General features: G+C 69.6%; 13 protein-coding genes and 2 pseudogenes. 10 read left to right on the top strand and 5 right to left on the bottom strand.

The features are described 5' to 3' along the window. The first annotated feature begins 320 nt into the window (after window positions 1–320). Window positions 321–1176, top strand: a pseudogene (locus AB0C46_RS33745) (IS5 family transposase). Between the two features lie 29 nt (window positions 1177–1205). On the opposite strand, the pseudogene AB0C46_RS33740 reads toward AB0C46_RS33745, so the two are convergent. Beyond that, window positions 1206–1355: pseudogene (locus AB0C46_RS33740) on the bottom strand (IS256 family transposase); the annotation flags it as partial. A 180-nt stretch (window positions 1356–1535) separates the two neighbouring features. Here AB0C46_RS33740 and AB0C46_RS33735 point away from each other — a divergent pair. Together AB0C46_RS33735 and AB0C46_RS33730 are read left to right on the top strand one after the other, a co-directional pair. Then, the gene (locus tag AB0C46_RS33735) at window positions 1536–3722 is read left to right on the top strand and encodes an NACHT domain-containing protein (RefSeq protein WP_362832535.1); all 2187 of its coding nucleotides are present in this window, start codon (window positions 1536–1538) and stop codon (window positions 3720–3722) included. Between the two features lie 125 nt (window positions 3723–3847). Beyond that, entirely contained in the window at window positions 3848–4093 is a 246-nt protein-coding gene (locus tag AB0C46_RS33730) for a hypothetical protein (RefSeq protein ID WP_362832528.1), read from the top strand. Window positions 4094–4288: 195 nt separating this feature from the next. Here AB0C46_RS33730 and AB0C46_RS33725 read toward each other — a convergent pair whose 3' ends face one another. Beyond that, entirely contained in the window at window positions 4289–4891 is a 603-nt protein-coding gene (locus tag AB0C46_RS33725) for a hypothetical protein (protein ID WP_362832526.1), read from the bottom strand. A gap of 172 nt (window positions 4892–5063) precedes the next feature. Then, the gene (locus tag AB0C46_RS33720) at window positions 5064–6371 is read right to left on the bottom strand and encodes a glycoside hydrolase family 27 protein (RefSeq protein WP_362832524.1); all 1308 of its coding nucleotides are present in this window, start codon (window positions 6369–6371) and stop codon (window positions 5064–5066) included. 177 nt (window positions 6372–6548) lie between these two features. Here AB0C46_RS33720 and AB0C46_RS33715 point away from each other — a divergent pair, with 177 nt between their 5' ends. The 5 genes from AB0C46_RS33715 to AB0C46_RS33695 all read left to right on the top strand — a co-directional run bounded on the left by AB0C46_RS33715 (window position 6549) and on the right by AB0C46_RS33695 (window position 13498). Further along, window positions 6549–8114, top strand: coding sequence for an NAD(P)/FAD-dependent oxidoreductase (locus AB0C46_RS33715; protein ID WP_362832523.1), 1566 nt, complete (start codon window positions 6549–6551; stop codon window positions 8112–8114). A gap of 111 nt (window positions 8115–8225) precedes the next feature. Further along, window positions 8226–9329: a nitronate monooxygenase family protein gene (locus AB0C46_RS33710; RefSeq protein ID WP_362832522.1), complete on the top strand. Its 1104-nt coding sequence runs from the start codon at window positions 8226–8228 to the stop codon at window positions 9327–9329. A 19-nt stretch (window positions 9330–9348) separates the two neighbouring features. Further along, window positions 9349–10908 (top strand): acyl-CoA synthetase, encoded by a 1560-nt coding sequence (locus AB0C46_RS33705; protein WP_362832521.1) that lies wholly within the window; start codon window positions 9349–9351, stop codon window positions 10906–10908. 114 nt (window positions 10909–11022) lie between these two features. Next, window positions 11023–12585, top strand: a complete 1563-nt coding sequence (locus AB0C46_RS33700; RefSeq protein WP_362832520.1) for an acyl-CoA synthetase — start codon at window positions 11023–11025, stop codon at window positions 12583–12585. A gap of 112 nt (window positions 12586–12697) precedes the next feature. Next, entirely contained in the window at window positions 12698–13498 is an 801-nt protein-coding gene (locus AB0C46_RS33695; RefSeq protein ID WP_362832519.1) for a VOC family protein, read from the top strand. A gap of 53 nt (window positions 13499–13551) precedes the next feature. On the opposite strand, the gene paaK is transcribed toward AB0C46_RS33695, so the two are convergent. Beyond that, window positions 13552–14868, bottom strand: coding sequence for a phenylacetate--CoA ligase PaaK (gene paaK / locus AB0C46_RS33690; RefSeq protein WP_362832533.1), 1317 nt, complete (start codon window positions 14866–14868; stop codon window positions 13552–13554). Window positions 14869–14990: 122 nt separating this feature from the next. Here paaK and AB0C46_RS33685 point away from each other — a divergent pair, with 122 nt between their 5' ends. Then, a complete protein-coding gene (locus AB0C46_RS33685; protein WP_362832518.1) occupies window positions 14991–15689 on the top strand; it encodes an alpha/beta hydrolase in 699 nt (232 codons plus the stop codon). A gap of 99 nt (window positions 15690–15788) precedes the next feature. On the opposite strand, the gene AB0C46_RS33680 is transcribed toward AB0C46_RS33685, so the two are convergent. Continuing rightward, window positions 15789–17105 (bottom strand): ice-binding family protein, encoded by a 1317-nt coding sequence (locus AB0C46_RS33680; RefSeq protein ID WP_362832517.1) that lies wholly within the window; start codon window positions 17103–17105, stop codon window positions 15789–15791. Window positions 17106–17391: 286 nt separating this feature from the next. On the opposite strand from AB0C46_RS33680, the gene aroQ reads away from it, so the two are divergent. Further along, window positions 17392–18042: a gamma subclass chorismate mutase AroQ gene (gene aroQ, locus AB0C46_RS33675; RefSeq protein ID WP_362832516.1), complete on the top strand. Its 651-nt coding sequence runs from the start codon at window positions 17392–17394 to the stop codon at window positions 18040–18042. Window positions 18043–18061 lie beyond the last annotated feature (19 nt).

Below are 18061 nucleotides of genomic sequence, written 5' to 3'. Positions count from 1 at the left end.
GGCGACCGAAGGGGAAGGTTGATATGCCACCCCGACAGCCTCCCACCCACACGGCCACCACACCCACCGAACTTACGAAAAGATCAGTAGAGGTCGTTTTCATCTTGAGTGCGGTTGTCGGGGGTGGATTGTTCTGCCTGTCGATGTGCTGCTGGTGAGGCTGTGGTGGCGGCTGTGTGTGGTGAGGCTGGCGGTGTGACAGATGGGGCGGAGGCCTGCTTGCGCCTGTCTCATTCCAGGACGCCCGAGTCTGTCCCGTGCTTCGACGCGGCAGGTTGCACGCCTGGGCGCACGCCCCCGCACGGCGGTATGCCCAGGTCATGACGGAACGTCGTGCGTATCCAAGTGATCTGTCCGATGCACGCTGGGAGTTGATCGAGCCGGTGCTGTCCGCCTGGCGCTTCGAGCGCCGCGGTCGGGCTCTGGACTTCGGCCGGCCTTCCACGACATGACCTGCGCGAGATCATGAACGCGATCCTCCACGTGGACCGCACCGGCTGCCAGTGGGCCTATCTCCCGCATGACTTCCCGCCACACCAGAGCGTACGGCTACTTCGCCAGGTGGCAAAAGGACGGTGTCTTCGCCCAGCTCAACGGACTCTTGCGAGAGTTGGTGCGCCAGCAAGAAGGCAAGAGCCCCGAGCCCTCGGCCTGCGTGATCGACGCGCAGAGCGTCAAGACCTCCACCTCCGTCCCTGCCAAGAGTCAGGGCATCGACGCGGGCAAGGAGATCGTGGGCCGCAAGCGCAGCATCATCACCGACACCCTCGGACTGCTGCTGGCGGTGCTGGTCACCGCAGCCGGCGTCCAGGACTCCACCGCCGGGCAAACCCTCCTGGACCAGACCGCCGCTGACCATCCCGGCCTGCGCAAGGTGGCTACCGCAAACACTTCATCGAGCACGCCGCCACCATCGGCATCGACCTCGAAATCGTCCAACGCACGCCTGGCGCCAAAGGGTTCACCCCCATCCCGAAACGCTGGGCGGTCGAGCGGACCTACGGCTGGCTCATGCTCCACCGCCGCCTGGCCCGCGACTACGAAACCCACCCACACCGCTCCGAAGCCATGATTCACCTAGCCATGACCGACCTCATGGCCCGCCGCCTCACCGGCGAGAACACCATCTCCTGGCGCGACCCGACACCAGCCCATCAAAGCCGCATCCAGGGATGAAGCAACGGGACGAAACGACCTCTTAACGCCCTCTGAAGCAACCCACCCTCCCCGGTCAGCTGCAGGCCCTCCGACCGGGCCCGGTCCACGAGCATCGCAACCAACTGCTCGTCACTCGCCGCCACGGCCTCCGCCGCCGGCTCACCACCCGGTATCTGCTCGATGGTCGTGTCGCTCATCTGGCGTCTCCTTGATCATCGGGTCCGCTGATCATTGAACACTCCCGTTTCTGCGTGGGAATCAATACGCTGATGGTGTGACGGGGCGTCAGCGTCACGACAAGATCGCGACAGTCGGGGGAGTGCATGCGTAGGAAGCGCTCAGGGCCTTCTCGCGGCAGGAGGCAGCGGTTCTTGATCGTGGTGGTGGCGGTGCTCACCGCCTGGCTGCCGATCTACTTCGGTCCTCTCGGCGACTGGGTGAAAGAGCACCCACCGCAGTTCATAGCCTGGATGAAGAACGATGTCACGCTTGCGGTCGTCCTGCTCATGGCAGCTACTGCCCTGGTCGTGTGGTTGTCCATTCCGAAGCCAGCAACGCCACGGACATTGGACGACCTCGTTACTGACCTGGCCGATGCCGTAGCCGAGCGGTGGCTGGCGGAGGAGAAGACCCTCCAACTTCAGGCTCCTTGGCCGTTGCCGGTGCGGTGGATGAACACGGCGCGGTCGGTAGCAGACCACTGGGAGGCGATCAACGGTGCCCCCGATCAGAGTGAGCCCGTGGACCTTTCCGGGCAACTGCACAGGCAGGCGAACGATGGGGACATCGCTGCGGTATTCGGCCGGGTGGTCTCGCGGCGGCTAGTGATCCTCGGTGAACCGGGGGCGGGCAAAACCGTCTTGGCCCTGAGCCTGGTGCTGAAGCTCCTTGACCAGCGCCAAGACGGGGACCCAGTGCCGGTGTTGCTCTCGGTGGGCTCCTGGGACCCCGAGCGAGAGTCGTTGCACGCGTGGATGGCACGCCGATTAGGTGAGGACGACCCCAGGTTGCGGGCTCGGTCGGAGTCGCAACCCACACTGGCCTGGGAGTTGATCAAGGCCGGATGGGTGCTGCCAGTGCTGGATGGGTTGGACGAGATCCCCTCTGCGGCGCGGCGGACCGCGCTGGTGGCATTGAACCGGGCCCTGAAGAGGGGGGAGCCGCTGGTGGTGACGTGTCGGGCGAAGGAGTACGAGCAGGCGGTGAAGGAGAATGTGCTCATTGCCGCTGCAGTGGTCGAACTGTGCCCGCTGGACCAACCAGTCCTGCAGAAGTATCTGCAGGTCACCACGCCTCCCCGTCAGGCCGGCAAGTGGGATGAAGTATTTGCCGAGTTGGAGGACCACCCTGACGGGCCGGTGGCACGTGCTTTGACTACTCCATTGATGGCGTGGCTTGCTCGTACCGCCTACGCTGGCACCGGCGCCCGCCCGGCGACACTGGTCGCCTCTGACGATGACGGAAACCGTAGGTTCGCCGACCAGACGGCGGTGGAGAATCACCTGCTGGGCCGGTTCGTCCCCGCCGTATACTCCTCAGATTTGTCCGAGGAGGGTTCGCGGGAGTGGGCGAGTGAGGATGCGCATCGATGGCTGAGCTTCCTCGCCTGGCACCTGCGTCGGCTCGGCGCAGACGGCGTGGCCTGGTGGGAGATCGGCACCACTATGCGCCGATCTTCGCGCATGGTGGTGGTAGGCCTTGTCGCTGGGCTGTTGTTTGGGCTAATCGTCTGGTTGGTGGACGGGCTGATGTACGTCACTGGCGGGCTCGGGCTCACTCCCGGGTTCGTGTTCGTGAACGGACTGATGAACGGGGCCGAGGCCGCGTTGATTTGCGGACTTGCGCACGGGATTTGGCCCAGGTTGAACGGTGATGCCTTGAAGCCGTCGCGGGTACGCATACGGATCCGTGGATGGGAAAGGACGTTGGGTCCAAGAACGATCCCCAGGCTCCTGGGCGGGCTCGGGTTGGGGCTGGCAGTCGGGCTCATGGACGGGCTGGTGACGGGGCTCGGCCACGCGTTGATGTTCGACCGTGTGCCCTGGCTCATGATCGGACTGGTGGACGCGGTGTACTACGGGCTCGTGCTCGGGGGTGGAGCCAGCCTCGTTCTCGGGGCCACGGCCTGGTTTGAAGCTCCCATCGACACCACAACTGCCACTAGCCCCGCAGGCCTGCTGAATACCAATCGCACGACTGTGCTTTTCCAAGCGCTCGCGCTCGGACCTGTTTTCGGAATTGTGGCCGGGTTCGGACGCTGGTTCGTGGCAGATCTTTTTCACGGATACCTGTGGGGCGTGACGCTTGAGTGGGGATTCACGGACGGGCTGAGGTACGGGTTTCAGCTCGGACTTGGCGGCTGGCTCGCGGCTGGGCTCAGCCTGACCGCTTGGGGCCAGTGGGTGGTCCTGGCGCGCATCTGGCTGCCGCTGACCGGGCGGCTGCCTTGGGCCGTGAGTGCTTTCCTTAAGGACGCCCACCGGCGAGGCGTACTGCGCCAAAGCGGAGCGTACTACCAGTTTCGCCACGCCCGGCTCCAGAGTCACCTCCAGGAGTCGATGTAGTCGCGGATCTGCTTGATCAGGACGTGGACGCTTGTGAACGTGCCGCGGCGGATGGACTGCCGGGTGATGATTCCGAACCCAGTCTCAAGACCCTCGCGGCCAAGCACCGCTCGTCAGTGTCGAAAATGGCATCCAAACATAAGGCCAGAATCGACACTCTCAACGGGCCCCGAGTATGTTTCGAGACCCGTATCGAGCGGAAGAACAGGAAACCACTGGTGGCACGGTTCGGTGGAATTCGCCTCCAACGGCAGCGAGCGGCAGAATTCACCGATCGTGAGCCGGTGCGGGTGGACTATCTGCAGAAGGGACTCATCGCGAGACTTCTCGCGGACACCTGCGAGATCTGCGGAGGCAAGGGCAACGTGTAAGTGCACCATGTCCGCGCTCTCGCCGACCTCGCGCATGCCGGATGGCAGCCTTCTGAGAGGGCGTCACGAGGTCGTTTTGTCCCGTTGCTTCATCCCTGGATGCGGCTTTGATGGGCTGGTGTCGGGTCGCGCCAGGAGATGGTGTTCTCGCACGCAGGCACTATGGCCGACCGCTCCTCGCGGACCGGCGGGCGTCTAATGATCTGCGTGCTGCCCGTGCGAGGGCTCGGGCTGCCGTATCCACGCGGCCAGTAGCCGAAGCGCCTCTTCGGAGCTGGAGCCTGCCTCGGCGGTGTAGACACTCAGCCGCTGGTCCGGGTCGGCGGGCAGGGTGAGGGACTCGTAATTGAGGGCGAGCGGGCCGACGATCGGGTGGTGGAAGTGTTTGCTGCCATGCGTGTGGCGATACACGTTCTGGCCGGCCCACCAGCGGCGGAAGTCCTCATCCGTGATCGAGAGTTCGCCGACGAGTTCGGCCAGCAGTGGATCGTGTGGATGGCGTCCGGCGTCTCGCCGGAGCGAGGCGACAATGTCCTGGGCGTGGGTGTCCCAGTGGGTATACAGCGAGCGGGCGTTCTCGTCGCAGAACATGAACCGCACCAGGTTCCGCTCGCGGTGCGGCAGCGCGTCGAAGTCGGTGAGCAGCGCACGTGCCATCTGGTTGGACGCAAGTACGTCCAGTCGCCGCCCCAGCACAAGGGCGGGGGTGTGCTCGAGGATCCGGAGCAGGTCGCGCAGCCCCGGGGGCTGTCGGCCTCCACCGACTTCGACGACGTCAGCCGGTCCGTCTGATGTCACTCGCTGTCGGGCCCCAGCGCGGGGCCTCGACGGCGGCCTTCATCACCAAGCTGGCTGCTCTTGGTCCACCACGGCCGGACTGCTCGTAGCCGTTCACGCCACCCAGCACCTCCTGGTAACCGGGTGGAGGTTAAAACTCGAGCTAGGGGGTGTTCCTGGCCCGCCGCCCCGGTCACCTCGGAGTGACCCGGTAGAGCACGGTGCTGTGCGGCGGCACCTCCCGCGCCACGATGTTCCCCTTGCTGTGCGTACGGCGGCCGGTGATCAGATCGTGCAGCCGGTAGGAGCCGGCCTTCGCCAGCCCGGCCGTGCCGGCGGGGACGGACAGCGTGCGGGGGGTGCTGCCCGAGTTGAACAGGGCGACCGCCCGGTCGCCGTTCTGCAGCGGCTTGGACAGCACCGCCGAGCCGTCGTCCTGCGCGACGACGCGCCCCTGGACGCCGAGCGGATCCTGGTCGACGGCGATGACCTCCTCGTTCCCGAGCACCTCGCGCGCCGCCGGGGACAGCTTGCCGAGATCCGTACTGGAGATCAGCGGTGCCGCCATCATCGCCCACAGCGACATCTGGCTCTGCATCTCATGCCGTGTCAGGCCGGTGTCCCCGGCCAGCAGAAAGTCCGGATCGTTCCAGCGTCCGGGCCGTTGGAGGCCGGCCAGATGCGCGTTGTAGCGGAAGTTGTAGACGATGGAGGACCACTTCGCGGCCGGGGTGTTCTTCTGCAGTGCCACATCCCGCCCCGTGCGCCACAGATTGCCGAGCTCGGCCGACCAGCCGATGACCCGGCGCCAGACGCTGTCCCCGTCGTACTGGAAGTAGGCCGGTGCCGACACGGAGAAGGTCATCGGACGGCCGGTGGCGCGCAGGGCACGGCCCATCTGCCCGTACAGGTCCCGGTAGGTCTCCTCCTTGCGGTGTCCCGGGGTGACCGGCACATTGCAGCCGTCCGCCTTGACGTAGTCCACCTTCCAGCGGGCGAACAGCTTGGCGTCCTGCTGGAAATGACCGAGGCTGCCCGGGAACTTCTCGCAGGTGAGCGTCCCGACGTCCGTATAGATCCCGAACTTCAGGCCCATCCGGTGCAGCTGCTGCCCGAGGTGGGCCATGCCGTGCGGGAACTTGGTCCGGTCCGCCACCAGCCGGCCCTTGGTGTCACGCTGTCTGGTCATCCAGCAGTCGTCGACGGTGACGGTGCGGTAGCCCTTCCGGGCCAGCCCCGTACGGACCAGCGCCCGCGCATTGTCGAGGACGGCCTTCTCGTTGATGTCGCACATGTAGTAGGACCAGTTGTTCCAGCCCATCGGGGGCCTCGGGGCCAGATTCGGATACGCCCCGGTGGCGTGCGGGGCGCCGGGTGCGCGGGCCGGATCGGGGGTGGCGGACGCGGGCGCGGGGGCCGCGAGCAGCCCGGCCGAGCAGGCGGCGACGGCGGTCAGTCCGGCGAAGGTGCGGCCGATGCGGGGTACCGGGGGATGGGTCACGGGTCACCTCATGGGTGGGCGGGACGGCCTGCGGAGCGGAAGGCGGGAGCGGTGCCGGGCGGACACGGCCGGACGCTAGGAGCAGCCCCCGGGCCGGTCAAGAAGCCGCACCGGCCCGGGGAGAGGTTTCAGCCGCCTGCACCTGGCGACCGGGATCACCGCGTGCTACCAAGGGGCATGCCGGAACGGACTTCGTATGACGCGGTCATCGTCGGTGGCGGGCACAACGGACTGGTGGCCGCCGCCTATCTCGCACGCGCCGGGCGCAGCGTGCTGGTGCTGGAGCGGCTGGACCACACCGGTGGTGCGGCCGTGTCGACCCGGGCGTTCGCCGGGGTCGACGCCCGGCTGTCCCGCTACTCCTACCTCGTCAGCCTGCTGCCGCCGAAGATCGTGCGGGACCTCGGGCTGCGGTTCGCGGTCCGTAAACGCACCGTCTCCTCCTACACCCCCGCCGTACGCGACGGCCGTCCCACCGGACTCCTCGTCGGCGGCGGTGAGGCCCGGACCCGTACCGCGTTCGCCGAACTCACCGGCTCCGACCGGGAGTTCACCGCCTGGCAGCGCTTCTACGGCAGCACGCAGCGGCTGGCCGAACGGGTCTTCCCCACCCTGACCGAGCCGCTCCCCTCCCGCGCCGCGCTGCGCGCCGGGGTCGACGACGACGCCCTGTGGCACGCACTGTTCGAACGCCCCCTGGGCGAGGTGGTCGAGGAGACCTTCACCGACGATCTGGTCCGCGGGGTGGTGCTCACCGATGCCCTGATCGGCACCTTCGCCGGCGCTCATGATCCGTCGCTGCGCCAGAACCGCTGTTTCCTCTACCACGTCATCGGCGGCGGCACCGGCGACTGGGACGTCCCCATCGGCGGGATGGGCGCCCTCACCGACGCACTGGCCGACGCCGCCCGCCGGGCCGGGGCGGAGATCGTCACCGATTGCGCGGTGACCGGTATCGCGACGGACGGCCGCACCGCGGAGGTGACCTGCGACCAGGGCACCGTCGGCGCCCGCCGGGTCCTCGTCAACGCCGCCCCGCGGGAGCTGGCCCGCCTCCTGGGCGAGGCTCCGCCGCCACCCGCCGAGGGCGCCCAGCTCAAGGTCAACATGCTGCTCACCCGGCTGCCGCGCCTACGCGACACCCGGGTGGACCCACGGGAGGCCTTCTCCGGCACCTTCCATATCGCCGAGGGCTATCGCCAGCTGGAGGACGCCTACCAACAGGCCGCGTCCGGCGGGCTGCCGGTCTCCCCGCCCTCCGAGATCTACTGCCATTCCCTCACCGACCCCTCCATCCTCGGTGCCGACCTGGTCCGCCAGGGCTACCAGACGCTCACCCTGTTCGGTCTGCACGCCCCCGCGCGCCTGTTCACCGCCGACAACGACGCCACCCGCGACCGTCTCCTGGCGGCCACCCTCGCCGAACTGGACACCCACCTCGCCGAGCCCCTCGCCGGCTGTCTGGCCCACGACGCCGACGGCCGCCCCTGCATCGAGGCCAGATCCCCCCTCGACCTGGACCGTGAACTGGGCCTGCCTGGCGGCAACATCTTCCACCGCGACCTGGCCTTTCCGTACGCGGAGCCGTCGGACGACCCCGCCGAGGGCGCCGCCCCGGCGCGCTGGGGGGTGGCGACCACCCACCCCAACGTCCTCCTGTGCGGCGCGGGCGCGGTCCGCGGCGGGGGAGTGAGCGGTATCCCGGGCCACAACGCGGCGATGGCGGTGCTGGAGGAGGGGTGAGGGGTGCGGGCCGGCCGTTCCGGCCCGGTGAAACGTGCCCGTGGCACACGTTTCTGACGCTGCATCAGAAAATCTCTTCCCTCGTACGGCCCGCTGCGGCATCCTGCGCCCATGCAGACGGAGCTGAGCAACACGCTGGGAGCCGAGCACGCCGTCTTCGGGTTCACGCCCTTTCCCGCGGTCGCCGCGGCGATCACCCGGGCCGGCGGGTTCGGGGTGCTCGGGGCGGTCCGCTACACCGCTCCGGACGAGCTGGCGCGTGACCTCGACTGGATGCAGGAGCACACCGACGGGCTCCCGTACGGGCTCGATGTGGTGATGCCCGCCAAGAAGGTGGAGGACGTCAGCGAGGCCGAGGTCGAAGCGATGATCCCGGAGGAACACCGCCGCTTCGTCACCGAACTGCTGGAGAAACACCAGGTACCGCGGCTCGCGGAGGGCGAGGCGTCCGGCTGGCGGATCACCGGGTGGATGGAGCAGGTCGCCCGCAGCCAGCTCGATGTGGCCTTCGACTATCCGATCAAGCTGCTGGCCAACGCCCTCGGGTCACCGCCGGCCGATGTCATCGGGCGCGCCCACGAGCACGGCATCCTCGTCGCCGCGCTGGCCGGCAGCCCCCGGCACGCCCTGCACCACAAGGCCGCCGGCATCGACATCGTCGTCGCCCAGGGATACGAGGCAGGCGGCCACACCGGCGAGATCGCCACCATGGTGCTCACCCCCGAGGTCGTGGCCGCCGTCGACCCGCTGCCGGTGCTGGCCGCGGGCGGTATCGGCACCGGGGAGCAGATCGCCGCCGGGCTCGCCCTCGGCGCACAGGGCGTCTGGCTGGGCTCACTCTGGCTGACCACCGAGGAGGCCCAGCTGCACTCCCGGCGGCTGACCGCGAAACTGCTCGCCGCGGGCCCGGGGGACACCGTTCGCTCCCGCGCCCTGACCGGCAAACCCGCCCGTCAGCTGCGCACCGCATGGACCGACGCCTGGGACGACCCGAGCGGCCCCGGCCCGCTCCCCATGCCGCTGCAGGGCCTGCTGGTCGCCGAGGCCAACTCCCGTATCCAGCGGCACGAGGTCGAGCCGCTGCTGGGCACCCCGGTCGGCCAGATCGTCGGCCGGATGAACAGCGAGCGCAGCGTACAGGCCGTCTTCGACGAGCTGACCCGCGGCTTCGAGCGGGCCATCGACCGGATCAACCGCATCGCCGGACGTGCATGAACCCGAGGAGGACAGCGGAATGAGCAAGGACTCCCCACCGCCCAACGGCTTCTGGGCGCAGGCCGCCGCCGACCCGGACCGTACGGTCCTGATCACCGCGGACGGCGAGGAGTGGACCGCTGGCCGGCTGCACGCCGCGAGCAACCAGCTGGTCCACGGACTGCGCGCGGCGGGTCTGGAACGCGGCGACGCCTTCGCCGTGGTCCTCCCCAACGGCGTCGAGTTCTTCACCGCCTACCTCGCCGCGTCCCAGGCCGGTTTCTACCTCGTCCCCGTCAACCACCACCTGGTCGGCCCGGAGATCGCCTGGATCGTGGCCGACTCCGGGGCGAAGGTGCTGATCGCGCACGAGCGGTTCGCGCAGGCGGCCCGGCACGCCGCCGACGAGGCGAAGCTGCCCGCGTCCCACCGCTACGCCGCCGGTCACCTCGACGGCTTCCGGCCGTACGGGCAACTCCTCGACGGACAGCCGGAGTCCGCACCCGCCGACCGCACCCTGGGCTGGGTCATGAACTACACCTCGGGCACCACCGGACGCCCGCGCGGCATCCGCCGCCCGCTGCCCGGCACCCCGCCCGAGGACTCCTACCTCGGTGGCTTCCTCGCCATCTTCGGCATCAAGCCGTTCGACGACAACGTCCACCTGGTCTGCTCACCGCTATACCACACGGCCGTGCTGCAATTCGCCGGTGCCTCGCTGCACATCGGCCATCGCCTCGTCGTGATGGACAAGTGGACGCCGCAGCGCATGCTGGCCCTGATCGACACGCACCGCTGCACCCACACCCATATGGTGCCCACCCAGTTCCACCGGCTGCTCGCCCTGCCGGAGGAGACCCGTGCGGCGTACGACGTGAGCTCGATGCGGCATGCCATCCATGGCGCCGCGCCCTGCCCCGACCACGTCAAACGCGCGATGATCGACTGGTGGGGCGGCTGCGTCGAGGAGTACTACGCGGCGAGTGAGGGCGGCGGCGCCTTCGCGACCGCCGAGGACTGGCTGAAGAAGCCCGGGACGGTCGGAAAGGCCTGGCCGATCAGCGAACTGGCCGTCTTCGACGACGACGGCAACCGGCTGCCCGCGGGCGAACTCGGCACCGTCTACCTGAAGATGAGCACCGGCGGCTTCCGCTACCACAAGGACGAGGGCAAGACCCGGAAGAACCGGATCGGTGACTTCTTCACCGTCGGCGACCTCGGCTGTCTCGACGAGGACGGGTATCTCTTCCTCCGTGACCGCAAGATCGACATGATCATCTCGGGCGGGGTGAACATCTACCCCGCCGAGATCGAATCCGCCCTGCTCAGCCACCCCGCGGTCGCCGACGCGGCCGCCTTCGGCATCCCGCACGACGACTGGGGCGAGGAGGTCAAGGCCGTCGTGGAACCCGCCGAGGGCCACCCGCCGTCACCCGGACTGGCCGCGGAGATCCTGGACCACTGCGCACAGCACCTGGCCGGGTACAAACGGCCCAAGTCGCTCGACTTCATCGCCGTCATGCCGCGCGATCCCAACGGCAAGCTCTACAAGCGCCGGCTGCGTGACCCGTACTGGGAGGGCAGGGAGCGCGCCCTGTAACCGTGCCCGCGCAGCCGCCCGCGGCCGGACGCCCTCCGGGACCGCCGCGGGCGGCCGGCGCCGGACCCCGCCGGGTGCCTTGACCCGGAGGGGGGTGCGGCCCAGGATCGCGCCATGACGCGAGCGCGGAGCAATACGGTCGACGGAGTCCTGCGACGGAGCGCCCGACGGGTGCCCGGACGGACCGCGGTGCGGTACGCGGACCGGTCCTGGACCTACCGCGAGCTGGACGACGCGGTGACCGCCGCGGCCCGGGTGCTGCTGGCGGACGGCCTGGAGCCGGGCGACCGGGTCGCCTCCTACGGACACAACTCCGATGCGTATCTGATCGGCTTTCTGGCCTGCGCCCGCGCCGGACTGGTGCATGTGCCGGTCAACCACAGCCTGACCGGCGAGGATCTGCGCTACCTCCTGGACCAGTCGGGCAGCGCGCTGGTGCTCACCGACCCCGCGCTCGCGCACCGGCTGCCGGATTCCGCCCGCACCATGCCCCTCCACGGGGCGCCCGGCGGGCTGCTGGAGCGGCTCGCGGCCCGGGAAGCGCCCGCGGGCGCCGAACCGGGGCCGGCGGATCCCGGCGGCGCGGACCTGGTCACCGAGGTCCCCGACGACGCCCTCGTCCAGCTCCTCTACACCTCGGGAACCACCGCGCTGCCCAAGGGCGCGATGATGACGCACCGCGCCCTGGTGCACGAGTACACCAGCGCCGTCGTCGCCCTCGACCTGAAGGAGACGGACCGGCCGGTGCACTCGCTGCCGCTCTACCACTCCGCGCAGCTGCATGTGTTCCTGCTGCCGTATCTGGCGGTGGGCGCGGAGAACACCATCCTGGACGGGCCCGACCCGGACCGGATCTTCGCCTTGGTGGAAGCGGGCCTGGCCGACAGCCTGTTCGCGCCGCCGACCGTGTGGATCGGGCTGTCGAACCACCCCGACTTCACCGTCCGGGAGCTGAGCGGGCTGCGCAAGGCCTACTACGGAGCCTCGATCATGCCGGTGCCGGTCCTGGAGCGGCTCCGCGCCCGGCTGCCCGACCTCGCCTTCTACAACTGCTTCGGGCAGAGCGAGGTCGGACCGCTGGCCACCGTGCTCGGCCCCGGGGAGCACGAGGGCCGGATGGACTCCTGCGGGCGCCCGGTGCTGTTCGTCGAGGCACGGGTGGTGGACGAGGAGGGCCGGGAGGTACCCGACGGCACCTCGGGCGAGGTCGTCTACCGGTCGCCCCAGCTGTGTACCGGCTACTGGGACAAGCCGGAGGAGACCGCGGCGGCGTTCCGGGGCGGCTGGTTCCACTCCGGGGATCTCGCCGTCCGCGACCCGGAGGGCTATTTCACGGTGGTCGACCGCGTCAAGGACGTCATCAACTCCGGTGGCGTACTGGTCGCCTCGCGCCAGGTGGAGGATGTGCTCTACGAGCATCCGCAGGTCGCCGAGGTCGCGGTCATCGGGCTGCCGGACGAGCGGTGGATCGAGGCGGTCACCGCAGTGGTCGTACGGCGCACGGACGGCGCCGGCGGCGGCCAGGCGGTGGGGGAGCAGGAGCTGATCGACGCGGCCCGCGCCCGCCTGGCACCGTTCAAGGCGCCCAAACGGGTGATGTTCGTGGACGCGCTGCCGCGCAACGCCAGCGGCAAGGTCCTCAAGCGCGAGCTGCGGGCCCGGTTCGGCGCACCGTGAGCCGGGCCCGGCACGGCGTGCGTGAAGGGCGGCTGTCAGTGCCCGCTGCCATGCTGAGAAACGGCAGGCACACAGCCGTGAACGTCACGATCCGTGCAACGGAGGTCCCTCCATGCTGACCACCAACTATGTCCCGGGCACCCCGAACTGGCTCGACCTGGGAGCCCCCGACATCGACGCCGCCGTCTCCTTCTACTCCGCCGTGTTCGGCTGGAGCTTCCAGTCGGCCGGCCCGGATGCCGGCGGGTACGGCTTCTTCCAGCTCGGCGGCAAGACGGTCGGCGCCATCGGCCCGCTGATGGAAGAGGGCGCCCGCTCCGCCTGGACCGTGTACTTCCAGACCCCCGACACGGACGCCACGGCCAAGGCGGTGGAGCAGGCCGGCGGCTCGGTGCGCGTCCCGCCGATGGAGGTCTTCACCGCGGGCCGGCTGGCCGCCTTCACCGACCCCACGGGCGGCGACTTCGCCGTATGGCAGCCGGGCGACGTCCAGGGGCTGGAGCGGGTGATGGAGCCGAACACGCTGTGCTGGACGGAGCTGTACACCACCGACGCGGCCGCGGCGAAGGCCTTCTACCGCGCCGTCTTCTCCTGGGACCATCAGGACATGCCGATGGGCGGCGACATCGTCTACTCGGTCGTCTCCGCACCCGGCGGCGGCCGGGGCGACGACTCGGGGCAGGGCGGCATCATGCAGCTGCCGGAGGAGAATCTGCAGGCCGGTTCGACCTCGGAGTGGCACCCGTATTTCGGGGTGACCGACTGTGACGCCACCTTCGCGGCGGCCACCGGCCATGGCGCCACGGTACTGATCCCGCCCACCGATGCCCCCGGCGTCGGCCGACTGGCCATGGTCAAGGACCCGGCAGGAGCCCCGTTCGCCCTGATCAAGGGGGACCCGACGATGACTTGAGCGGGGCTGCCGCAGCCGTCAGCCACCAGCCGTCCGGCATCAGCCGTCAGCCGTCAGGCGGTGTCCCTCGGCCGGGCGTCCACGATGCGCTTGATCTTGCCGACCGAGCGCTCCAGGGTCTCCGGGTCGACGATCTCGACCGCGACCGAGACCCCGATGCCCTCCTTGACGCTGCGCGCGATCCGCCCGACGGCTGCCGTGCGCTCATCAGGGGTCGCATCCGGCCGGGCCTCGGCGCGCACGGTCAGCCGGTCCATCCGGCCCTCCCGGGTGAGCTTGAGCTGGAAGTGCGGGGCGACGCCGGGGGTTCTCAGCACGATCTCCTCGATCTGCGCGGGGAAGAGATTGACGCCGCGCAGAATGATCATGTCGTCACTGCGCCCGGTGATCTTCTCCATCCGGCGGAAGGCGGGACGGGCGGTGCCGGGCAGCAGCCGGGTCAGATCGCGGGTGCGGTAGCGGACGACCGGCATCGCTTCCTTGGTGAGCGAGGTGAACACCAGCTCACCGTGCGCACCGTCCGGCAGCACCTCCCCGGTGAGCGGGTCGACCACCTCCGGGTAGAAGTGGTCCTCCCAGATGTGCAGCCCGTCCTTGGTCTCCACACACTCCTGGGCGACGCCCGGCCCCATGACCTCCGACAGGCCGTAGATGTCCACGGCGTCGATCGCGAACCGTTCCTCGATCTCGCGGCGCATCTCCTGCGTCCAGGGCTCGGCGCCGAAGACGCCCACCCTGAGCGAGGTCGTACGGGGATCGATGCCCTGCCGCTCGAACTCGTCCAGCAGGGTGAGCATGTACGACGGCGTGACCATGATGATCTCGGGGCGGAAGTCCTGGATGATCTGCACCTGCCGGCCGGTCATCCCGCCGGACGCCGGGACGACCGTGCAGCCGAGCCGCTCCGCGCCGTAGTGCGCGCCCAGTCCGCCGGTGAACAGCCCGTATCCGTAAGCGATATGGACGGTGTGACCGGGCCGGCCGCCGGCCGCGTGGAGGGAGCGGGCGACCACATCCGCCCAGTGCGACAGATCGCGCTCGGTGTAGCCCACGACCGTCGGGCGGCCTGTGGTGCCGCTGGAGGCATGGATACGGCGTACCTCCGCCTTGGGGACGGCGAACATCCCGAAGGGGTACTGGGCGCGCAGATCGTCCTTGACGGTGAACGGGAAGCGGGCGAGATCGCCGAGCGAGCGGCAGTCCTGCGGATGCACCCCGGCCCGGTCGAAGGACTCCCGGTAGAACGGGACGTGGTCGTAGGCATGCTGCAACGAGGCGCGCAGCCGGGTGAGTTGCAGCGCGCGCAACGCGTCCCCGGAGAGCCGTTCCACCTCGTCGAACGTCTCACTTCCCGTAGCCGCTTCCGGCATGGAGTTCACCGCCTCGGTTTCCCTACCGATCATTCGGTAGCTGCATGCTGATCCAAGTAATCAGCGCGCGGCGAACACGTCAAGGGGCGTGGCGCAGCCGGCTCACGGGTAGCGTCCAGCGCATGAGTGACGTCCGGAAAGTGCAGGTCGGTGAGGTCCAGCTGGCATACCGGGTGTGGGGAGAGGGGGACGCGCCCCCGGCCGTGCTGCTGCACCGCCTCGGTGAGGACGGCGAGGACTGGCGCGGCGTGGTCGGCCGGCTCGCCGGCACCCATCGTGTCTTCGCGCTCGACCAGCGTGGCCACGGCCACAGCGACTGGCCGGGCGAGTACGGTTTCGCGCGGTGGCGGGACGATGCGATCGGCTTCCTCCAGGCACTCGGCCTGGCGCGGGTGACCCTCATCGGGCACTCGCTGGGCGCGCTGGCCGCCCTGCTGGTGGCCGCCGAGCGCCCGGATCTGGTGGCCCGGCTGGTCCTGGAAGAGGTGCCCCCGCCGCTGCCCGCCGACCCGCCGCAGGAGGTGCCCGAGCAGCCGGCCGGCCCGCAGCCGTTCGACTGGCAGGCCGAGGTCGCGGTGGTGGCGGAGCGCAACGCCCCCGACCCCGTGTGGTGGGAGGCGCTGGAGAAGATCACCGCACCGACCCTGGTCATCGGCGGCGGTGCGACCAGCCATATCCCGCAGGGACACCTCGGCGAGCTGGTCGAGCGGCTCCCCGATGCCCGCCTGGTGACGGTGGAGGGCGCCGGTCATCTCGTCCACGAGGAGCGCCCCGGAGAGTTCTTCGCCGCGGTCAACTCGTTCCTCGCGCCGCGTCCGTAGCCTGCCGCGAAGCCCTGCTCCGGTGCAGCGAAGAGCGCTCGGAGCATCCGGTCCGCCTGCGGGAAGCGGTTGCCGGTCATCCGCAGTGTGGGGGGCTCTTCACCACGGGCGGGTGATGCTGTTGGTGTCCAGGGTTACCGAGCCGTCGCGGGCCAGGGTCTGGCCGTTGACCGTCACACCGGCGTTCACGGTGATCGATACCTGCGCCAGGACCCTGCCTGCCAGGGCGGTGTCGGTGCCCAGAGTGGCTGAACTTCCGATCAGCCAGAGGACATTGCGGGCCGTGGCGCCATTGGTGAGCAGCACGCCGCTCGCGGTTGCCGTCGTCAGGGTCGATCCGATTTGGAAGATCCAGCGGGCGTTGCGGTCGCCCTGGGCATCCAGCGTGAGCGTGCCGGTGAGCCCGATGGAAGAGGCGGCGTTGTAGACGCCGGGAGCCAGTGTCTGGCCGCCGAGGTCTCCGGAGATGCTCGCATCCGGGATCTGGGCGACGGCGTTGTCGTATGTCGCGATCAGATCGGCGTGGCCCTGAACGGCGTCCGCATCCGAGATGTGGATGGTTCCGTTCACCTGGCCGGGCGGGAATCCGGTAATGGACACTCCCGGACTCACTCCGAGGTCTCCGGTGAGGCTTGAGGGGCCGGTGTTGGTGACCGACGCTCCGCCCAGCACCGCGAAGCGTCCCAGATAGGTATAGGCGTCCGGGGCGGTTGTGGTGCCACCGAGGGTGGTGACGGAGACGTCGGCCGGGCCGAGCGTTCCGGCCGGTACCACGGCGTCGATCTCGGTGTCCGAAGCGATCCGGTAGGAGAGAACGGGCGTGCCACCGAAGGTGACGCCGGTGGTGTAGGAGAAGGCGGTCCCGGTGATGACGACGAGATTGCCGCCGTCCACCGGTCCCGAGTCGAGGGTGACGACGGTGAGGGACGGCGCGTTGAGGTAGGTGTAGGTGACTCCGCTGGCGACTCCGCCCCTGGTGGTCACGGTGACCCCCACCGGACCCGCGGAGGCCGCCGCTGGAGCGGTCACGGTGAGCTGGCCGTCCGAGTCGACGGTGAACACGGCGGCCTGCGTACCGAATCGGACCTCACTCGTGGTGTAGAGGCCGATGCCGGTGAGGATCACCGTATTGCCGCCGGCCAGGGGGCCCGCGGGAGGCGGGACGAGGCGGAAGGAGGGGGGCGGCAGGTAGTAGAAGGTGCCGACAATCCCCGTTCCTCCGGGAGTGGTGACAGAGACCGGGACGGCGCCGCCGCCGGACGGGGTGATGGTGGTGGTAGTGGTGTCGCTGACGACCGTGAAACTCGTGGCCTGGCGCGATCCGTAGCGCACGCTGGTGGTGCCGGTGAAGTGGGTGCCGGTGAGGGTGACTGCATCGCCCCCACCGGTCGATCCTTGGTTCGGTGCGACCGGCATAGGGGTGCTCCCTGAATCCATCGGGTCGGCGGACGGGGCGTGTCGCGAGCCGGCTCCTCCGTCGACGAGCACAGCAGTTCCCTACGCCAAGTAGCCACTCGCGACATGGCGTGGCAATGGGCGGCACCTCATGTCACCCGAAAGGGTGATGTTCCGTCCTTCGTATCGAGCGGTCACTGCCGACGCGTCACTTTTCCTCCATGTCGGTGGATCGGGGCTTAGGCTCGCGGCTGTATGCCCCCCATGAACTCCCCTCGGGGTCCCTGAGGTTCGAGAAAGGCCGACCGTGCAGCTGACCACCTCGATACGGAGCGCCCTGATCGCCGGCGCCGCCGCGACCGCCCTGTTCACCGGCGCCGCCGGGGCCGTCGCGGCACCGGCCGCCCCGCCGGCACCGGCCGCCGCACCGGCCACCGCCACCGCACCGGCCACCGCCACCGGACACTCCCCGTACGGTCAACTCCGCCCGCTCGCCGCGCTGTCCGCGGAGCGGCTGGCCACCGGCGATTTGGTGGCCGCGGCGAAATGGGGCACCGACAGCCCGGTCGACGACCCGGTCCGGGAGCGGGAGGTGCTGCGGGCGGTGGCGGAACAGGCGCGGCAGCTGGGCGCCGATCCGGCGGTCACGGTGCGGATCTTCCGGGACCAGATCGAGGCGAGCAAGATCGTGCAGCGGGGGCTGCACCGTGCGTGGGAGGCGGACCCCGGCCGGGCGCCGACCGAGCGGCCCGACCTCGGCGAGGTGCGGAAGGAGATCAACCGCGTCAACGGCGAGCTGGTGCGGGCCATCGCCGGCTCCCCGTATGCCCGCTCGGCGCCGTACTGCGCTCCGCTGCTGACCGCGGCCGCCGTGCGGGTAGGCCAGGAGCGGCAGCTGGACGGACTGCACACGGGCGCACTGGCCCGCTCGCTGCGGTCGGTCTGCGACGGAGGCTGAGACCCCGGGCGGGCGCAGC

Origin of the sequence: Streptomyces sp. NPDC048637 (assembly GCF_040650675.1) — a bacterium.
In the GTDB taxonomy this organism is placed as follows: Bacteria; Actinomycetota; Actinomycetes; order Streptomycetales; family Streptomycetaceae; genus Streptomyces.
This window is presented reverse-complemented; position numbering and strand designations above follow the sequence as displayed.